Origin of the sequence: Lebetimonas sp. JS138 (assembly GCF_000523335.1) — a bacterium.
GTDB lineage: Bacteria > Campylobacterota > Campylobacteria > Campylobacterales > Nautiliaceae > Lebetimonas.
Genome location: NZ_ATHT01000001.1, coordinates 910,879 through 929,330, shown reverse-complemented (window position 1 = coordinate 929,330; position 18,452 = coordinate 910,879). Strand labels below are relative to the sequence as shown.

The 18,452-nt window shown below is 31.9% G+C and carries 21 protein-coding genes and 2 tRNA genes; 14 read left to right on the top strand and 9 right to left on the bottom strand.

The genetic code is table 11. The features are described from left to right. Positions 1–112: 112 nt before the first annotated feature. The 6 genes from lptE to rnz all read left to right on the top strand — a co-directional run bounded on the left by lptE (position 113) and on the right by rnz (position 7,234). Positions 113–517, top strand: a complete 405-nt coding sequence (gene lptE / locus DZ67_RS11175) for an LPS assembly lipoprotein LptE (protein WP_330216782.1) — start codon at positions 113–115, stop codon at positions 515–517. Further along, positions 507–2,045, top strand: a complete 1,539-nt coding sequence (locus tag DZ67_RS0105295; RefSeq protein WP_024791850.1) for a GGDEF domain-containing protein — start codon at positions 507–509, stop codon at positions 2,043–2,045. The genes lptE and DZ67_RS0105295 overlap by 11 nt, the downstream gene beginning before the upstream one ends. A gap of 16 nt (positions 2,046–2,061) precedes the next feature. Further along, positions 2,062–3,231: a bifunctional folylpolyglutamate synthase/dihydrofolate synthase gene (locus DZ67_RS0105290; RefSeq protein ID WP_035907162.1), complete on the top strand. Its 1,170-nt coding sequence runs from the start codon at positions 2,062–2,064 to the stop codon at positions 3,229–3,231. Then, positions 3,212–6,160, top strand: a complete 2,949-nt coding sequence (locus DZ67_RS0105285; protein ID WP_024791848.1) for a DEAD/DEAH box helicase — start codon at positions 3,212–3,214, stop codon at positions 6,158–6,160. Before DZ67_RS0105290 ends, DZ67_RS0105285 begins: the two co-directional genes overlap by 20 nt. 28 nt (positions 6,161–6,188) lie before the next feature. Further along, positions 6,189–6,278: transfer RNA gene (locus DZ67_RS0105280), tRNA-Ser, on the top strand. A gap of 17 nt (positions 6,279–6,295) precedes the next feature. Next, positions 6,296–7,234 carry a ribonuclease Z gene (rnz, locus tag DZ67_RS0105275; protein WP_024791847.1) on the top strand — a complete coding sequence of 313 codons (939 nt, stop codon included), beginning with the start codon at positions 6,296–6,298 and terminating at the stop codon, positions 7,232–7,234. Here the strand turns inward: rnz and DZ67_RS0105270 are convergent. From DZ67_RS0105270 to DZ67_RS0105260, 3 genes are all read right to left on the bottom strand, one after another. Then, positions 7,221–8,684 carry a DNA polymerase III subunit gamma/tau gene (locus DZ67_RS0105270; protein ID WP_024791846.1) on the bottom strand — a complete coding sequence of 488 codons (1,464 nt, stop codon included), beginning with the start codon at positions 8,682–8,684 and terminating at the stop codon, positions 7,221–7,223. The two genes, rnz and DZ67_RS0105270, sit on opposite strands and share 14 nt — an antisense overlap. Before the next feature lie 24 nt (positions 8,685–8,708). Beyond that, a complete protein-coding gene (locus DZ67_RS0105265) occupies positions 8,709–8,987 on the bottom strand; it encodes a hypothetical protein (protein WP_024787628.1) in 279 nt (92 codons plus the stop codon). Positions 8,988–9,083: 96 nt separating this feature from the next. Further along, positions 9,084–9,160: transfer RNA gene (locus DZ67_RS0105260), tRNA-Met, on the bottom strand. Positions 9,161–9,309: 149 nt separating this feature from the next. Here DZ67_RS0105260 and DZ67_RS0105255 point away from each other — a divergent pair. The 8 genes from DZ67_RS0105255 to DZ67_RS10715 all read left to right on the top strand — a co-directional run bounded on the left by DZ67_RS0105255 (position 9,310) and on the right by DZ67_RS10715 (position 15,072). Next, entirely contained in the window at positions 9,310–10,299 is a 990-nt protein-coding gene (locus tag DZ67_RS0105255) for a TRAP transporter substrate-binding protein (RefSeq protein ID WP_024791844.1), read from the top strand. Beyond that, a complete protein-coding gene (locus tag DZ67_RS0105250) occupies positions 10,296–10,862 on the top strand; it encodes a TRAP transporter small permease (RefSeq protein ID WP_024787626.1) in 567 nt (188 codons plus the stop codon). The genes DZ67_RS0105255 and DZ67_RS0105250 overlap by 4 nt, the downstream gene beginning before the upstream one ends. After that, the gene (locus tag DZ67_RS0105245; RefSeq protein WP_024791843.1) at positions 10,859–12,148 is read left to right on the top strand and encodes a TRAP transporter large permease; all 1,290 of its coding nucleotides are present in this window, start codon (positions 10,859–10,861) and stop codon (positions 12,146–12,148) included. The genes DZ67_RS0105250 and DZ67_RS0105245 overlap by 4 nt, the downstream gene beginning before the upstream one ends. A 120-nt stretch (positions 12,149–12,268) precedes the next feature. Then, complete coding sequence (gene groES, locus DZ67_RS0105240; protein WP_024787624.1) at positions 12,269–12,541, top strand: co-chaperone GroES; 273 nt, start codon at positions 12,269–12,271, stop codon at positions 12,539–12,541. Between the two features lie 10 nt (positions 12,542–12,551). Beyond that, on the top strand, positions 12,552–14,183 hold the full coding sequence (gene groL / locus DZ67_RS0105235; protein ID WP_024791842.1) for a chaperonin GroEL: 1,632 nt from the start codon (positions 12,552–12,554) through the stop codon (positions 14,181–14,183). A gap of 170 nt (positions 14,184–14,353) precedes the next feature. Beyond that, positions 14,354–14,563, top strand: a complete 210-nt coding sequence (locus tag DZ67_RS10725; protein WP_201767421.1) for a hypothetical protein — start codon at positions 14,354–14,356, stop codon at positions 14,561–14,563. A 16-nt stretch (positions 14,564–14,579) separates the two neighbouring features. After that, a complete protein-coding gene (locus DZ67_RS10720) occupies positions 14,580–14,903 on the top strand; it encodes a hypothetical protein (RefSeq protein WP_201767420.1) in 324 nt (107 codons plus the stop codon). Further along, positions 14,869–15,072 (top strand): DUF1731 domain-containing protein, encoded by a 204-nt coding sequence (locus tag DZ67_RS10715; protein WP_201767419.1) that lies wholly within the window; start codon positions 14,869–14,871, stop codon positions 15,070–15,072. Before DZ67_RS10720 ends, DZ67_RS10715 begins: the two co-directional genes overlap by 35 nt. Here the strand turns inward: DZ67_RS10715 and DZ67_RS0105225 are convergent. From DZ67_RS0105225 to eno, 6 genes are read right to left on the bottom strand one after another with little or no spacing between them, the layout of a single operon-like run. Next, positions 15,067–15,654, bottom strand: a complete 588-nt coding sequence (locus tag DZ67_RS0105225) for a uracil-DNA glycosylase family protein (RefSeq protein WP_024791321.1) — start codon at positions 15,652–15,654, stop codon at positions 15,067–15,069. The two genes, DZ67_RS10715 and DZ67_RS0105225, sit on opposite strands and share 6 nt — an antisense overlap. Before the next feature lie 18 nt (positions 15,655–15,672). Next, positions 15,673–15,852 carry a hypothetical protein gene (locus DZ67_RS0105220; protein ID WP_024787621.1) on the bottom strand — a complete coding sequence of 60 codons (180 nt, stop codon included), beginning with the start codon at positions 15,850–15,852 and terminating at the stop codon, positions 15,673–15,675. Beyond that, positions 15,827–16,339, bottom strand: a complete 513-nt coding sequence (locus tag DZ67_RS0105215) for a shikimate kinase (protein WP_024787620.1) — start codon at positions 16,337–16,339, stop codon at positions 15,827–15,829. The genes DZ67_RS0105220 and DZ67_RS0105215 overlap by 26 nt, the downstream gene beginning before the upstream one ends. Beyond that, positions 16,326–16,901, bottom strand: coding sequence for an AMIN domain-containing protein (locus DZ67_RS0105210; RefSeq protein ID WP_024791320.1), 576 nt, complete (start codon positions 16,899–16,901; stop codon positions 16,326–16,328). Before DZ67_RS0105210 ends, DZ67_RS0105215 begins: the two co-directional genes overlap by 14 nt. Before the next feature lie 36 nt (positions 16,902–16,937). Beyond that, entirely contained in the window at positions 16,938–17,183 is a 246-nt protein-coding gene (locus DZ67_RS0105205) for an FtsB family cell division protein (RefSeq protein WP_024787618.1), read from the bottom strand. Further along, a complete protein-coding gene (eno, locus tag DZ67_RS0105200; RefSeq protein ID WP_024791841.1) occupies positions 17,180–18,451 on the bottom strand; it encodes a phosphopyruvate hydratase in 1,272 nt (423 codons plus the stop codon). The genes DZ67_RS0105205 and eno overlap by 4 nt, the downstream gene beginning before the upstream one ends. Position 18,452 lies beyond the last annotated feature (1 nt).

Here is an 18,452-nt window from a genome sequence, read left to right as displayed (position 1 = left end):
GCAATCAAAAAACATTTATTTTACATTTTTTATTTTACATTTTTCATTTTTTTAATAGGTTGCGGATACAAACCGAGCAGCGTTTATCAAAAAAATATTATAGGAAAAAAACATTAATGCTGTTGTAGATATTGACGTTAAGCAGCCGCAGGAAAATGTATTTTTAAAAGACGCCCTGAATGAAGCCGTTTATACACTTTTTGGCTCAAACATAACCAATCAAAATTCAAATACGACAATTACTCTTTCAATTGTTTCGTCTTCTCTTGACCCTCTGGATTATGACAAAAACGGTTATCCGATTCTTTACAGAAGTTCGGTAACGCTTCAGGCAAATATAATCGACAAAAAAAATAAAAAAAGAACTTACAGCGTAAACGGGACTTATGACTTTGCCACATCGCCCAACAGCGTTATAAACGACCAGATTAAATTAAACGCTTTTAAAAAAGCCTCTATTAATGCATTAAATAAACTGATTGCCCTGATAACAAAGGACGCAATCAATGAACATTAACGAAATAGCAAAAGAAGCCCTTTTAAAATTTAAATCAAAAGGTTATGTTTTTACCCCAAACGAATATGAAGATGAGTTCTGCAAAGCGGCCAAAAAGCACAAGGTTATTATTGAAGATTGTAATAAAATTTCAAAATATATAGCAAAACTGGATAAAAAATATCAGGTTATAGCCAAAAATTACAATATCAGAAATTTGGATGAACTTATTTTATTTTTAATAAATTATCTCAACAGAATAAATCCCCAAAAAGAAAAAAAGAGCCTTGAAGAGCTTTTTTTATATACCAAAAGGGTTCTTGATGTTATTGTTGTTTTACCGTTTGCCAAAAGCAGACATATTGCCATAAAACATCTCGATTTTTTAAATCCTAACTTAACAAAAAAAGAGTTTTCAAAACTACGGGAAGAATGGATTGATTTTTTGGATAAATTTGATAACAGGGTTATTCAAAAAGCCAAACATATAACAGGCGTTGAAAGTGAAGACTGTATAGAAATTACAGAGGCTCTGTTAGAAAAGCTTGAAGAAATGCCAAAACTTGATTTTTTGGTTGATTCCATAATTTATACACTCTCACCAAGTTATGCCCCTTTCATGAATGATGAAATTGCAATGATTAAAAGACAGTTAAAAAACGATTCGTCTTTTATTTATACAAAAGCGTTTGCCGAAGATTTAAAAATTCTTACGAATAAAAGAATAAAACTTGACAAAGAAGAGTTAAAAAGAAAAATTAAAGATTTGGATAAAATTGCTGAAAGACTGTCCATTAAAATATTAAAAATACTTAAAAAAACAGATGATTCTTCAAATGAAATAAAAAATATTACAGTGGAAATTCAAAACTGGAGACATGATGCAGAAAATTTTGAGAGCATTAAACAAAAACTGATAAATATAGCAAAATCCATTGACGGTGAACTTAATAATTTTCACTGTGAAATTAAAAAAGAGGATGAAGAAATTAAAAAATTAAAAGAAAAAATTCACTTTCTTGAAGGAAAACTTAAAAAACTCGCCACCGAAGTAAAAACCGATTATCTGACAAACATCGCCAACAAAAAAGCCATAGAAGACGAGCTTAAAAAAAATGAATCGGCCTACAACAGATATAACACCAATTATTCTGTTGTTTTTTTTGATATAGACCATTTTAAAAATGTAAACGATACATACGGCCATGATGCCGGAGATGTTATTTTAAAATCGCTCGGACTGCTGTTTAAAAGATATGCGAGAGATATAGATATGATAGGAAGATTCGGAGGGGAAGAATTTGTTGCAATACTGCCTAACACGGATAAAAACGGGGCTTATAAATTTGCCCAAAAGTTAAGAGAAATTGTACAAAAAACAAAATTTATGTATAAAAACACAAGAATTCCTGTAACAATATCAGGAGGAGTTGCCGAAAGAAAAGAGGTTAATTCAAAAGAAGAAGTGTTAAAAAAAGCAGATGAAAGACTTTACTTGGCAAAAAACAGCGGAAGAAACAGAGTTTGTGCAGAGGATAAATGCAAATAATAGTGAGTGGTGAGTGGTGAGCAAAGAAAAGTTAAATGAATTCTTAAATAAAAAACCTCTTTTTTATAAAGAAATAGATATAAAAAGAATGCCAAAAGCTTTTAATTTAATAAAGGACAAAATCAATATAAACACGATTATTCATATAATAGGGACAAACGGAAAAGGCTCCACTGGCAGATTTTTGGCCCATACCCTTTTAAAAAAAGGTTACAATGTAGGACATTATACATCCCCGCATATTCTTAAATTTAACGAAAGAATATGGATAAACGGAAAAAATATAACTGATGAAGATCTCGAAACCGCCCACTCACGCCTTCAAAAACTGTTGCCTGAGATCAGCGAATCTCTAAGTTATTTTGAATATACTACCCTGCTTGCAGCCATAGCCTTTGAAAGACTTGATTTTGTAATAATGGAAGCAGGACTTGGGGGGGAATTTGACGCCACCAATGTATTTGATAAAAAGACAACCCTTGTAACTCCTATTGATTATGACCATCAAAATTTTTTGGGAAATTCAATTAAAGAAATAGCAACCACAAAACTGAATGCGATTGAAAAAGAGGCGATAATCGGGAAACAAATTAATAAAATTGAAAATGGAAAGTGTAAAGTGAAAAGTATTTTGGAGTTTGCAAAAGAGTTAAAACCAAATGTCAAAATATATGATTATCTGGAGTTTTTTGAAAAAAATGAAATAGAGAAAATAAAAAAAGATTTTAAATTTGCTGAATTTCTTTTTGATAATTATCTGCTTGCTATGAGTTTTTTAAAAAAAGAAAACTTACCTTTTAGCATCAATGATATAAATGATTTAATACTTCCTGGCAGAATGCAGGAAATTGAAAAAGACCTTTTTATTGATGTAGGTCACAATCCTCTTGCAGCAAAAGCTATTGTAAATACTCTGCCTAAAAAAGTAAATTTGGTTTATAACACATATAAAGACAAAGATTATAAAAAGATTTTAACAATTTTAAAACCCAAAATAAATAAACTTTATTTAATTGATGTAAAAAACGAAAGAATTGAGGATAAAGAGAAAATAAAAAAAGTTGCAAATAATCTGGGCATTGAAATAGAAGATTTTAAACAGATACAAAAACCCATGCTGGTATTCGGGAGTTTTTCGGTAGTGGAAGAGTTTTTAAGGAGATATTTTGCAGGCAAAAGTTTATGAATTTTTACAAAAAAATAAAAAAAATATAATCACAGGAAATTTAAAAGAAGCGCTCTTAATAGGTGAAGTTTTTAAATATTTGAATATCCCCTATTCTGTTTTTCCGGATTTCAGAGCCGGTTTTGGGGACGATTTAAGAAGTTTCAGAAATGAAATATTTGAACTTAATAATGCATTGTTTAAATATTATAATGAAAAGGCCTATTTTATCTCACCCTATTCCACTATTTTAAAAAAACTCCCTCTAAAAAAATATTATAAGTCAATAACCCTTGAATTTGGGGATGAAATAGAATTTGAAAAGTTAAAAGAAAAAATCATTTATTGGGGTTATGAGAGGGTCGATATAGTAAGCGAAAAAGGAGAAGCCAGTTTTAGGGGTGATATTTTTGACATTTGGCCGATAAACAGTGAAAAGCCGGTAAGAATTTCCCTTTTTGACACCCAAATAGAAAGTATACGAACATTTGATGAAATTACCCAAAAAAGCATTGAAGAGATTGAAAAGTTTTCAATTATCCCAGCAATCGCCGCACTTGATGAAAAAGAATATAATGAAATTTTGCAAAAGTGTCAAAATAGCGAGTTTTCAACATTTTATAAAGATTTTTCCTCCCTCGGATTTTGGTATTTAGATAGAGAATTTTTAGATGATTTTGTTTTATTAAAAGATTTGACCCAGGAGATTGAAGAATATAAAGAGTTTTACAAAGAATTTAACCAGGCTTTCTTTAATGCAAAAATTATCCCAAACGGAAAATGCATTGATATAAATGAAAAATTAAAAGTGAAAAATAGAAAATTAAGAATACAGTTATATAATGAAAAAACTCCATTGGAAATAATTGCTAAAAATGAAGTTTTCTTAAAAGAATACAATTTATATGATTTCGTAAAATTAAAAGCGCCTGTTGTAAGATGGATAAAAAGCGATTGCCTAATCAATATAAAATGCCCTGATAAAACCATAATCTCTTTAAACCCGCCCGAATTTGAAAAGAAAAAAAGAATCACCCTTGCTTTGGATGAACTTAAAAAAGGCGATTTTGTCGTTCACGAAAACCACGGTATCGGCAAATTTATGGGACTTAGAAAAATGGAAGTTTTAGGAAAAGTCAGTGAATTTGCCGAAATTTTATATGCAAATGATGATAAACTGCTTTTGCCTGTGGAAAACTTGAATTTATTAGAAAAATATATCGCCCCTGGAGGGGTGATGCCTCAGCTCGATAAACTTGGAAAAAGCTCTTTTTCTAAAAAAAGAGAGAAAATTAAAGAAAAAATATTTTCAATGGCTGCCGATATTATTAAAATTTCTGCCAAAAGGCATCTCTTAAGCCCTATGCCGCTTGATTTCAAAGGAGTTTATGAATTTATAAAAAAAGCGCCTTTTATCCATACACCTGACCAGAAAAAAGCTATTGAAGAAATTATTAATGATTTTAAAACAAAAATAATGGATAGATTATTAAGCGGCGATGTGGGATTTGGTAAAACGGAAGTCGCAATGGTTGCAAGTTTTATTATTGCAAAAAATAATTATCAGGTTGCTGTAATATCCCCTACCACAATTCTTACAAACCAGCATTATCAAAGCTTTAAAGAAAGATTTGTTGACTATCCGGAAATAAAAATAGCAAAACTCGACAGATTTACTTCAGCAAAAGAAAAAAAAGAAATTTTAGAGAGTGTCAAAAAAGGCAAAATTAATATTTTAATTTCAACCCATGCAGGGTTAAATGTGGAATATAAAAACCTGGGCCTTGTAATTATTGACGAAGAACATAAATTCGGCGTAAAACAAAAAGAAAAATTAAAAACTTTTGCCGAAAATATTCATACGCTTTATATGTCAGCAACCCCAATTCCCAGAAGCCTTAATATGGCACTGAGTAAAGTAAAAGATTTAAGCACATTAGAAACCGCCCCAAAGGGAAAACAAAACACAAAAACATTTGTAAAAGAGTGGGATGAAAATGTTATAAAAGAAGCGATTCTAAGAGAAATAAGACGTGGAGGGCAGATTTTTTATATATATAATAACATTGCCTATATTGAACACAAAAAAGAAGAAATTCAAAATATTCTGCCAAATTTAAGAATTTTAACACTACATGCCAAACTGACCCCAAACCAGATAGAAAAAGGACTCATTGATTTTATAAACAAAAAATATGATTTAGCCTTAACTACTACAATAGTAGAAAGTGGAATTCACATTCCCAATGTAAATACAGTAATTGTAGAAAATGCAGACAGATTCGGAATAGCGGATTTGCACCAGATAAGAGGAAGGGTCGGCAGAGGAAAGCATGAAGGATACGCATATTTTCTTGTAAAAAACAAAGAGGAATTAAGTGAAGATGCCAAAAAAAGACTCATTGCCCTTGAAGAGAATTCATTTCTCGGAAGCGGAAGTATTTTAGCTTTGAGAGACTTAGAAATAAGAGGAGGAGGAAATATTTTAGGAGCTGAACAGTCCGGACAGATAAAAGGCATCGGATATGCTATGTATATTAAAATGCTGGAAAATACTTTAAAAGAATTAAGCGGGGAAACAAAAGAACAAAATGAAACAGAAATAAAACTGAGTATCAATGCGTATCTAAGCCCGGAAATTATTAAAGAAGACAGACTAAGACTTGAATTATACAGAAGACTTTCTCTTGCAAAAACAACAAAAAAAGTGTATGAAATAGAAAAAGAAATAATCGACAGATTCGGAAAAACAGACAAACCAACACAAAACTTTTTAGAAAAAATTAAAATAAAAATAATGGCCAGCGAAAAAAACATAAAATCTATTTCTAACTATAATGAAAATATATCAATTATTTATAATAACGAAAAAAAAGAAATCATTAAAGCGCCTTCAAAAGATGATGAAATTATTTTGGAAAGCATTTTAAATAAATTAAAAAATGAATAATGAAAAATTTGATATAATTTTATTCCTTGGAGAGTTGGCCGAGTGGTTGAAGGCGCACGCCTGGAACGCGTGTGTGGGTTAACGCCCACCGTGGGTTCGAATCCCACACTCTCCGCCATATAATAAAGGTTAAAATTGAAATTTTTATTTTTTGGTACAAGTGCTGGAAGGCCTACAAAACAAAGAAATGTCTCAGGGCTTGCAATGGAATTTGAAAATGATAATAAATGGTATCTGTTTGACTGTGGAGAAGCCACGCAGCATCAGATTTTAAAATCAAGGCTCAGCAGTGCAAAGCTTGATACGATTTTTATAACACATCTTCATGGTGATCATGTTTACGGACTTTTTGGGCTTATTACATCAAGGATGCTTGATAAAATCACTAAACCGCTTATAATTTACGGACCTAAAGGACTTAAAGAGTTAATTTCATCAGTGGTCGATATAAGTTATAAACATTTAGGATACGAACTAACAATTAATGAGACTTATGCCGGAGCTGAAATAAACTTTGATAAATTCAAGATAAAAGTTTTACCTTTAATGCATTCGGTTGAATGTTTTGCTTATTACATAAAAGAAAATGACAAATCAAATAAAATCAATCAAGAAAAACTCATAAATGAGGGGCTTAAACCGTGTGCATTATACGGCGAAATAAAAAAAGGAAAAGATGTAGAATTTGAAGGTAAAAAATATAGAGCAAAAGATTATCTGCTTGAACCTGTTTTAGGACAAAAAATAATTATAGCCGGAGATAACGCCGAGCCCGAAATACTCTGCCCTTATCTTGAAAATCTTGATTTACTGATTCATGAAAGCACATATACACAGGCAGTTTTTGATAATATGCAAACACAATATATGCACACAACCGCTGAAAATTTAGCCAAAACAGCTCAAAAATATAATGTAAAAAACCTTATAGCTACGCATATATCTCCACGATATCAGACAAATGAACCGATTTTAAATGAACTTAAAAAATATTACAATGTTAACGCCTTTGTAGCAAACGATTTTAATGAATTTGAATTAAAAGAAGGTAAATTAAAACTTATTGATGATTGATTTTCGTTATTTCGACATCGCTTCCAAAAATTTCCCTGACTTTATTTATAACATCATCTGTTTTTGAAAAAATATTTTTAACTTCTTTTGGCTTTTTTACATGATTTATTTCATTTTTTATTTCATTTTTTTTTTGACACCTGATAGGCTCTATTTTTACCCCAATACCAAAAATTTCGTTAATCAAAGGCCTGATAACAGGTGAAAAAAATCTTTTAAACATATTTTTACAGTTTTCATCTGGACAGCTCTCCCAGGTAATTACACCGTTTTCAAAAGAGATAAATTTCACGCTTGTTTCAAAACAGACCCCTAAATCGATATCTCTTTCTTTTATTTTTTTAATTAAAGTTTTAAATAAATCTTCTTTTTGCTCGATTTTCGGCTCATATGCGTTAACATCTATTTTTTGCTCTAAATTTTGTATTAAATCATCTATTTTATGCGGTTTAATTGCTTCTATCATTCTAAAAAACATTAAAAGCAATACAAATTCATTATCGATATTGTATTTTATAAGTTCCCTCGCATCGGAAATTATATTTAAAAATCTACCTGCCGTTACAAGAGGAAGTGTTGAATTAAACACCGCATCTTTTACATATAAAATAACCTCATCTAAAATGGCTTCTATATCATAATCTTTTACAACATCAACCAGTTTTTTTACTTCCTGTTTGTCTTCTTTTAATACGCTTTCAAATATTTTTGAAATAACTTCCGGATTTATAACCCCAAGCATTTCCACAACGCTTTGGATATCTATATTACCTCTTGAATATGCTATCGCCTGATCCAAAAGAGTTAATGAATCCCTAATGGAACCCTTTGCAGATTTAATAAGCAGCCTCAAAGCTTCATTTTCAAATTCTATATTTTCAATGCTCAAAATTTTAATCAAATAATTTTCTATAAGTTTTTCGTTTATTTTATTAAATCTGAAATGCTGAACCCTGCTTAAAATTGTAGCTGGAAGTTTTAAAGGGTCTGTTGTGGCCATAATAAATTTTACATATTCAGGCGGTTCCTCAAGGGTTTTAAGAAGTGCGTTAAAAGCTTCGTTTGTAAGCATATGAATTTCATCAATTATAAAAATTTTATATTTTCCGTAAGTCGGTTTATATTTTGTATGTTCAATAAGTTCCCTGATATCTTCTATTTTTCTGTTGCTTGCTGCATCCATTTCAATAATGTCGATATGTCTGTTTTCATTGGCCATTACACAGTTTTCGCATATTTCGCAAGGGTTAGACGTAGGACCTTTATCGCATTCAAGCGCTTTTGCAAATATTCTTGCGGTTGATGTTTTTCCTGTTCCTCTCAGTCCAGAAAACAGATATGCGTGGGCTAATCTTTTTTTATCGAGAGAATTTACAAGAGTTTTTATTATAGCATCCTGACCCACCACTTCTTCAAATCTTTTGGGCCTGTATTTTAAAGCTAAAACCACAAATCGCCTTTTTTTAAAATTATATCAAAAAGCAAGTTTAATGAGTTGTTCGTTTAATTCGTAAGCTAATCTTTCTTTTAATTTATTAAAATCTTCGGTTATATCGATATTGGGGGAAAATTTAAATGTGTTTTGGGAATTTACAAACCTTTGAAGTTCGGAATGAGATGAAGTTTTAATAAAATCATAAACCAGTTTTTTTATATCATCCGGATAATCATACCTGTCCAATAATTTCAGGGTATAATTTGTTTCTTTATTTTTTATTTTATTAATAAAAGGCATTTTTTTGATATTAAACACAACACCTCTTTTTTTAATAATTATAATACTAAATTTAACATATGTCAATTGATTTTTTATATTTTTTATCAAACATCGTATTTTCGGGGATTTTAATGGTAGTGAGGGAGAGACTTGAACTCTCGACCTCCGGCTTATGAGACCGGCGCTCTGACCAGCTGAGCTACCTCACCTTCTGCAGGAGTGAAATTATAAAAAAATAAATAAAGTTTGTCAATATAAAAATAAATCTTGTTACACATAGTAACAATACATTAATTTTATTTTAATAAAAACATTTAATAAACTTATAAGTGATATAATACTAAAAAAAGGAGAAAAAATGAACTTACTAAAAGGATTATTAAGTGCAGCGTTAATAGCAAGTTTTTCATTTGCGGCGGATTATGTTATTAAGTTTTCACATGTTGTATCACCGGATACACCTAAAGGAAAAGCGGCCAATTATTTTGCAAAAAGGGTTGAAGCGTTAAGTCACGGAAAAATAAAAGTTGAAGTTTATCCCAATGCTCAGTTATGTGGGGATAAAGTTGTTCTTAGAAAAATGAAATTTAATGCCGTACAAATGGCGGCTCCGAGCTTTTCAAAATTTACAGGGCTTGTTCCTCAGCTTGCTTTATTTGATTTACCGTTTCTGTTTAAAAATGACAACCATTTACATAAAGTTCTTGACGGAGAAGTAGGGCAAAAACTTTTGAATATGGTCACAAAAAAAGGATATGTAGCCCTTGGTTACTGGGATAACGGATTCAAACAGATAAGTGATTCAAAAAGGCCTTTAATAAAACCTGATGATTGCAAAGGGTTAAAATTCAGGGTTATGAGTTCAAAAGTGTTAATTGAACAATTTAAGGCTCTTGGAGCGATTCCGGTAGTACTTCCTTTCAGTGAAGTATATTCAGCTCTTCAACAGGGAGTTGTTGACGGACAGGAAAATACAATTTCAAATATTTATACAAAAAAATTTTATGAGGTTCAAAGATATATGACTTTATCTAATCACGGATATTTGGGATATATGGTAGTAATGAGCAAAGCATTCTGGAAAAAACTGCCTGATAATTTAAAAGCTGTTGTAAAAGAAGCCTTCAAAGAAGCCACTGCAAAAGAAAGAATCTGGGCAAAACAGCTTAATGATTCACAGCTTGCAAAGATTCAAGAATATGCAAAAAAAACAGGAAAACTTGAAATCGATACATTAACGCCTGGGCAGAGAAAACTCTGGGAGGAAAAATTAAGAGCCATTTATCCAAAATTTTACGGCACTATCGGAAAAGATTTAATTGAAAAAGCGATTAAAGCGGGTGAATGAAATTCTTAAAATGGATTGATATTACTGTAGGATTAACAAATGAATTTATTGCTTCGTTTGGAATTTCGGCAGGTGTTTTTTTAGCTTTTATAAATGTAATTGCAAGGTTTATGTTTCATCAGGGAATAGACTGGGCGTTTGAACTGACCAACTATCTTTTTATATGGTCTGCCCTTTTTGGGGCGGCATACGGTTTTAGAAAAGAAATTCATATTAAAGTTACATTATTGGTAGACGTTCTGCCTTCCATCTTAGCAAAATATACAATTATTTTGGCAAAATTAATTACTCTTATTTATTTACTGGCTGTGGCTTATTTTGGCTATTTGTTTATTTTTGACCCGGACTTCGGATTAAAAGCCAGCGGCGAAATCAGCATTGATTTAAATATCCCTATGTGGATACCTTATATTGCCCTGCCTCTTGCTTTTTTAAGCGCATCAATAAGAGTTTCACAAAAAATAATTGAACTTATTAAAACCCCTTTTGATGATATTAAACAGGTTAGCGAGCATGAAATGATTATAGAAGAGACAAAATTAAATCTTGGAGAAAATATATGAGTGTGGCGTTGACTCTTTTTGGAATATTTTTTACATTTCTTATTTTAAGCACCCCTGTCGCAGTGGCACTCGGAGCCTCCACTTTTATAACTTCATATATTTTTGAAGGAAAAGAATCTTTAATAGACCTTGCCAGTGCACTGTTTTCAAAGCTGGATAAATACGCCCTTATGGCTATTCCCATGTTTATTTTGGCCGGGAATATATTAAGTAAAGGTGGGAGCGCAAAAAGAATAGTGGATTTTGCAAAAGCTTTTGTAGGCCATCTTCCGGGCGGACTTCCTATTGCAGCAATTTTTTCAAGCATTATTTTTGCAGCTGTTTCAGGCTCATCCCCTGCCACTGTCGCAGCAATCGGTTCTATAATGTTCGGTGCGATAACAGCCGCCGGTTATCCCAAATCTTACGCCGTGGGGACAATTACGGCAAGCGGGTCCCTTGGAATTTTAATACCGCCGAGTATCGTTATGATTATTTACGGGGTAACTGCGGAACAAAGCATTGGAAAACTCTTTATTGCCGGAATAATTCCGGGTCTTTTAATAGGTTTTATGTTAATAGCCGTTACATATTTCGGAGCAAAAAGGCTTGGATTTAAAAAAACCGCCCCTGCAAGCTGGCGGGAAAGATGGATTAAATTTAAAGAAGCTTTTTGGGCTTTAATGACTATTGTCATTATTATAGGAGGGATTTACGGCGGAATATTTACTCCTACAGAAGCCGCTGCCGTTTCGGCTGTCTGGGCACTTTTTATAGCGATTTTTATTTATAAAGACATTAATATTAAAGAATTAAAAACAGTGTTTTTAGACAGCGCCGCAACAAGTGCTATGATAATGTTTATTATTGCAAATGCCTCTGTATTTGCATATTTTCTGACTCTCGAGAATATTCCGCAAATGTTAAGCAACTGGGTAGTAAGTATGCATCTTGGAAAAATAGGATTTTTAATTGCCGTAAATATATTATTGCTTATAGCGGGCAATTTCATGGAACCGAGTTCTATTATTATGATAATGGTTCCCCTGCTTTTACCGGTTGCAAAACTGCTTGGAATAAACCCTATTCATTTTGGTGTAATAATTACCATAAATATGGAACTTGGAATGCTGACACCTCCTGTAGGGCTTAATCTGTTTGTAGCAAGCGGGATTACTGGGCTTCCGATAAAAGAAGTGGTTAAGTCTGTAATTCCTTGGTTTATAGTTATATTAATTGGACTGATATTAATTACATATATTCCTCAAATTTCACTGTTTTTACCTAATTTAATGATTTCTTCATAAAATACCTTAGTCTAATTAACTAAACATTTCTTAAAAATTTAAATAATTTTCTTGACTTTTTCTTTCTTTTTTTATATAATTTCGTCAGTTAAACAAAATAACTGCTAAAAGGAGGCGGAAATGTTTAGACCTATAGGCTTAAGAGTTCTAATTGAAAGAGTTGAAGAAGAATCAAAAACAGCAAGCGGAATTATTATTCCGGACAATGCAAAAGAAAAACCGCTTGAAGGAAAAGTGGTTGCTATTTCCAAAGAAGTGGAAGAAGATGAAAACCTGCCAATAAACGTAGGTGATACAGTAGTGTTTGCAAAATATGCAGGTACAGAAATTACAATTGACTCAAAAGAATATTTGGTATTAAATACCGACGATATTCTTGGAAAAATAGAATAAGGAGGGGAACATGGCAAAAAATATAATATATTCAGACGCGGCAAGAAACGAATTATTAAAAGGTGTTGAAAAACTTGCAGATGCAGTTAGAGTTACAATGGGTCCAAAAGGAAGAAATGTTTTGCTTCAAAGAAGTTTCGGAGCACCTCATATCACAAAAGACGGTGTAAGTGTAGCTAAAGAAGTAGAACTAAAAGATCCAGTGGAAAACATGGGAGCTCAGCTTGTAAAAGAAGTTGCAAGCAAAACTGCCGATGAAGCGGGTGATGGAACAACAACAGCAACAGTTTTAGCGCATGCAATCTTTAAAGAAGGTTTAAAATACATAACTGCCGGCGCTAACCCGATAGCAGTTAAAAGAGGTATGGATAAAGCTGTTGAAGCTATTATCGCCGAACTTAAAAAAATGAGCAAACCTGTAGAAAATAAAGAACAAATCGCTCAAGTCGCAACAATTTCAGCAAACAATGATAAAAAAATTGGTGAACTTATTGCAGAAGCAATGGATAAAGTCGGAAAAGACGGTGTTATCACCGTTGAAGAAGGAAAATCACTTCAAGATGAACTTGAAGTGGTTGAAGGTATGCAGTTTGACAGAGGTTATTTAAGCCCTTATTTTGTAACAAATGCCGATAAAATGGTGGCTGAATATGAAGATGCGTATATTTTATTATATGACAAAAAAATTTCCAATATGAAAGATTTATTGCCATTACTTGAAAAAATGGTTCAGGCTGGAAATAAACCATTATTAATTATTGCCGAAGATATTGAAGGTGAAGCATTGGCAACACTCGTTGTTAACAAATTAAGAGGAGTGTTAAACGTAGTTGCTGTCAAAGCTCCTGGATTTGGTGATAGAAGAAAAGCTATGCTTCAAGATATTGCAATTCTAACAGGCGGACAGGTAATCAGCGAAGAGCTTGGTAGAACACTTGAAGGTGCAACCCTTCAAGACTTAGGACAGGCTGGAAGAGTGGTAGTAGATAAAGAAAATACCACAATTGTGGATGGAAAAGGCGATAAAGCTTCAATCGAAGCAAGAATTAACCAAATTAAAAAAGAAATTGAAGAAACAACAAGTGATTATGACAGAGAAAAATTACAAGAAAGACTTGCAAAACTCAGCGGCGGAGTTGCAGTAATTAAAGTCGGTGCCGCAACTGAAACTGAAATGAAAGAGAAAAAAGACAGAGTTGATGATGCATTAAGCGCAACAAAAGCTGCTGTAGAAGAAGGAACGGTAATCGGTGGCGGCGCTGCCATACTTAAAGCAGCCAAAAAAGCCGAAGTTGAAAGTGTAGACCCTGATGAACAAATAGGAATAGACATAATTAAAAAAGCGGTAAAAGCTCCAATTAAACAAATCGCTTTAAATGCCGGATTTGAAGCTGGTGTAGTTGCTCTGACAGTTGAAGAGGCAGATGATGAAACTGGATTTAATGCAAGCAGTGGAGAATATGTAAATATGTTTGAAACCGGAATTATCGACCCGGCCAAAGTTGAGAGAATAGCTCTTCAAAACGCAACAAGTGTTGGAGGACTTTTATTAACAACTGAAGCTGCTGTAACTGAAGAACCAAAAGAAGAAAAAGCAGCTCCGGCAATGCCGGATATGGGAGGAATGGGAGGAATGATGTAATTCCTCTTTTTTCTTTTTTTATAACAATTATAAGTGTCTGTCACTATACTTATTTATATATTTAACATATTGGTTTTATTAATCAAATTATATACAAATTTCTAAATTAGGGTTAAAAAATTCTTAAAAAATAAAGTATAATTTATTCCTTCATTATTTTAAGGAGAAATATGAAAATAGCAATTACAGGAGCCGGTGGATTTATTGGCTCAAATCTAAAAAATTATTTTCCTGATTTCATTGAAATAAATAGAAATGACAACGAAAAAGAAATTGTTGAAAAATTAAAAGATGTTGATATAGCTTTTAATTTAGCGGGGGCTAGTATATTAAAAAGATGGTCTGAAAATTACAAAAATACTTTATTCAAGCAGAATTGAAACTACAAAAAAACTGGTGAAGTCTATTAATAAAAGCAATATAAAACACTTTATTTCAACTTCTGCAATCGGAATCTATCCGGAAAATACTCCGTGTGATGAATACTGTAACATTACTGCAGATGATTTTTTGGGAAATTTGGCAAAAGAATGGGAAAACGAAGCAAATAAATGCAACAAACCTACAACTACAATAAGACTCAGTGTTGTTTTAGGAAAAGGCGGTGCTCTTAAAGAAATGCTTTTACCGTTTAAAATAGGTCTTGGAGGAATTATTGGAAATGGCGAAATGAAAATGTCCTGGATTGATATCGAGGATTTTTGGAAAAGTTTTACATAGACCTACAATTTTTAGAATTCCAAAATTTATTCTTCATTTACAATACGGTGAAGGGGCCGGCGTTTTAACAAGTTCTAAAGAAGTCTATCCAAAAAGATTATTAGAAAATGGATTTAAATTCAAATATCCTACAATTGAAAAATCTTTAAAACATATTTTAAAATTATAAATAATTTTTTAAATTTTTAAAAAATTTTTCTAAATCGTTTCTTATATCAATTCTGTTAAATGCAAGAGGCGAAGGATGAAAACAAACCCCGATTTTAAATCCGTTTATTTCATAAACACCGCATTTTTTTAAATTTTTAACTTTTTTAAATTTATTTATATAAGAAAATGCTTTAATTGCAGAATTTCCAAGAAGCAAAATAATAGAAGGTTTTACAATATTTATTTCTTTTTCAAGTAGATCAGCACCAATTTTAAGTTCATTTGCTTTTGGAGTTCTGTTTTTATTATCTTCAAATGTTCTAAACGGAAAGGCGTTGGTTATTAAAAAATCCCCGCACCTATCAAGTCCGCTTAAATTTATAAGATAATTCAGATTTTCCCCTGCCTTTCCTACAAAAGGCGAATGCATTTCAACCTCTTTTTTACCAGGAGCCTCACCTATAATCATTATGGGATTATCCCTTTTTTTATCAATACAAGGGTCAGTTACCTCTGTAAAATCAATATTTTCATTTAAATATTTTTGAATATATTTTTTTCTTTTTTGATAAAAATCAATTAATTCTTTTTTGCAACTCACAACTCACATCTCACTTTTTCACACTTTAATATTTAAGTTATTTCCTTTTCCGGTGGCTTTTGCAGCTTCTTCTATGGCCTTTGTATTTTCAAAAGTTTTCTCAAGCAAATTTCCCAAAACATTTTTTACAACATCCTGTGCTTTTTTCTGAGCATCAATTCGCAAAATGGCATTAATGTTTTGATTTGAAATTTTCATAATATTCCTTTATTATATTCACGCTGTTTTGTAAATCTTGGTTTTCAACAGTTAAATCGGCCAGTTTTTCATATATTTTAGTCCTTGAATAATAAAGTTCCTCAGCTTTTGATCTCTCTTTAAAAAGAGGCCTTTTTTCAATTTCTTTTTTATCCATTCTTTTTAAGATATCTTCGAAATCCACTTTTAGATAAACCACAATCCCTGCTTCTTTAATCTCAGGAATAAATACCGGAAACCCTCCCCCTACTGAAATAACAGTATTAAAAACATTTTTTTTAATCCATTCGAAGCAGTATTTCTCCTTTTGGCGAAATATTTTTTCTCCATGGGTTTTAAAAATTTCACTGATAGTTTTATTTTCAAAATTTTCAATCAGTAAATCCGTGTCAAGAAAAAAAGTTTTCATCTCTTTAGCTAAAATTCTGCCTATTGTAGACTTCCCGCTGCCCATAAAACCTGTTAAAAGCAGGTTATTTGAGCTCAATTTTAATCCCCTCTTCAGTTTTTGTGAGTTTATATGAATAATTCGTATCAAAATATATAACAATCCGATAAAAACCTTTGTGGTTTCCAACAACAATTTTTTTTACAAAATATTGTTTTATAATTCTTTTCATCGTTAAAAAATCTGCGTTTTTTTGAAAATCCAGAACAAGCCTGAACGGTCTGATTAAAAACATATTTCTTATCAGTTTATCTTTTGTTTTTATAAAAAGTTTTTTATTTTTGATAAAAAGAGTAAAAAGAGAATCAAATTTATATTCTTTAATTCCGAAAGTTTTAGGTTTATGGATAATAACTACGGGAGAGTGAAAATCAATATTTTTGTTTATTAAAATTTCTTTATTTTTAATATCTCCGCTGGAATTTTGATAAACAAAAATAATTTTTTTTAAAATTCTTGCGTCATTTGGAAAATAAACTTTTTTTTCTTTAAAAAATTCGGGTTTAATAATTATTTTATTTTGAGGGTTAATTACAGGTTCAAACGGATTTATCCTTGCAAATAACAAAACATTCATTATAATCAGTATTAATATTCTCATTAATTTTCCATTTTACATTTTACATTTTTCATTAGATTATTTTCCTTCAAGCTCTTTAAGTTCAAAATACTCTTTTTGAAGCGTTGTATTTTCTTTTTTCAAATCTTTTACTTTTTTATTTAAAATTTTATATTCTTTTTGTAAATCCAACATTCTGCTGAAAGATTTTTCACCAAAAAGCAAATTAAAAATATAAATGCCAAAAAGAAAAGAAAGCAAAATAACTAAAATTATTTTTAAATCCACTTTTCTTTTAGCTCTTATGTCGTCAAATTCTATCATTTAAAAATTTCAGCCCCTATAAATTCAGTTCCCTCCACACTTCTTTCAATTTCAAGAAGTCTGTTGTATTTAGCGGTTCTTTCACCTCTTGCAGGCGCTCCTGTTTTAATTTGGCCACAGTTCATCGCCACAGCAAAATCCGCAATAAACGCATCTTCGGTTTCACCGCTTCTGTGACTTACCACACAGGTATAATTGTTTCTGTATGCAAGTCTCATAGTCTGCATTGTTTCTGTAACTGTTCCTATTTGATTTAATTTAATAAGGATTGAATTTGCAATACCTTCTTCAATTCCTTTTTTTAACAGTTTTTTGTTTGTTACGAAAACATCGTCACCCACCAACTGAATTTTATTTCCAAGTTTTTGGGTTAACAGCTTCCATCCTTCATAATCGTTTTCAGCCATACCGTCTTCTATGGAAACAATAGGGTATTTTTCAACCAAAGCCGCATAATAATTTACCATTTCTTCGGCACTTAATTCTTTTCCTTCACCGGCTAAAACATATTTTCCGTTTTTATAAAATTCACTGCTTGCAGGGTCCATTGCGAGTGCAATTTCTTCTCCTGGTTTATAACCAGCTTCTTTTATCGCTTTTACCAAATATTCTAAAGGCTCTTCATTATTTTTAAAATTAGGCGCAAATCCCCCTTCATCACCAAGAGCAGTAGGATGTCCGTCTTTTTTAAGAAGATTTTTAAGAGTATGATATGTTTCTGCTGCCGCCCTTAACGCCCTTTCAAAAGAATTAAAACCGACTGGCATAATCATATATTCCTGAAAATCGACATCATTGTCAGCATGAACACCGCCGTTGATAACATTTAACATAGGCGCAGGCATTACAAGTGCATTGCTTCCCCCCAAATATCTGTAAAGCGGAAGAGACAAAGATGAAGCAGCAGCCCTTGCCACAGCCATACTTACACCGAGAATTGCATTAGCACCTAATCTGCTTTTATTTTCTGTTCCGTCAAGTTCTATCATTGTGTTATCAATTTCAGCCTGATCAAACGGACTCATACCGATTAATTCATTTGCAATGATTGAATTTATATTTTCACACGCTTTTAACACGCCTTTTCCGCCGTATCTGTTTTCATCTCCGTCTCTAAGCTCAAGCGCTTCCCTTTCACCTGTGCTCGCACCGCTTGGAACATTCGCACTTGCTACAACACCGTCGCTTAATTCAACCGTTACTCTGACAGTCGGATTACCTCTGGAATCCAAAATTTCATCTGCAAATATATTTTCAATGTAAGTCATT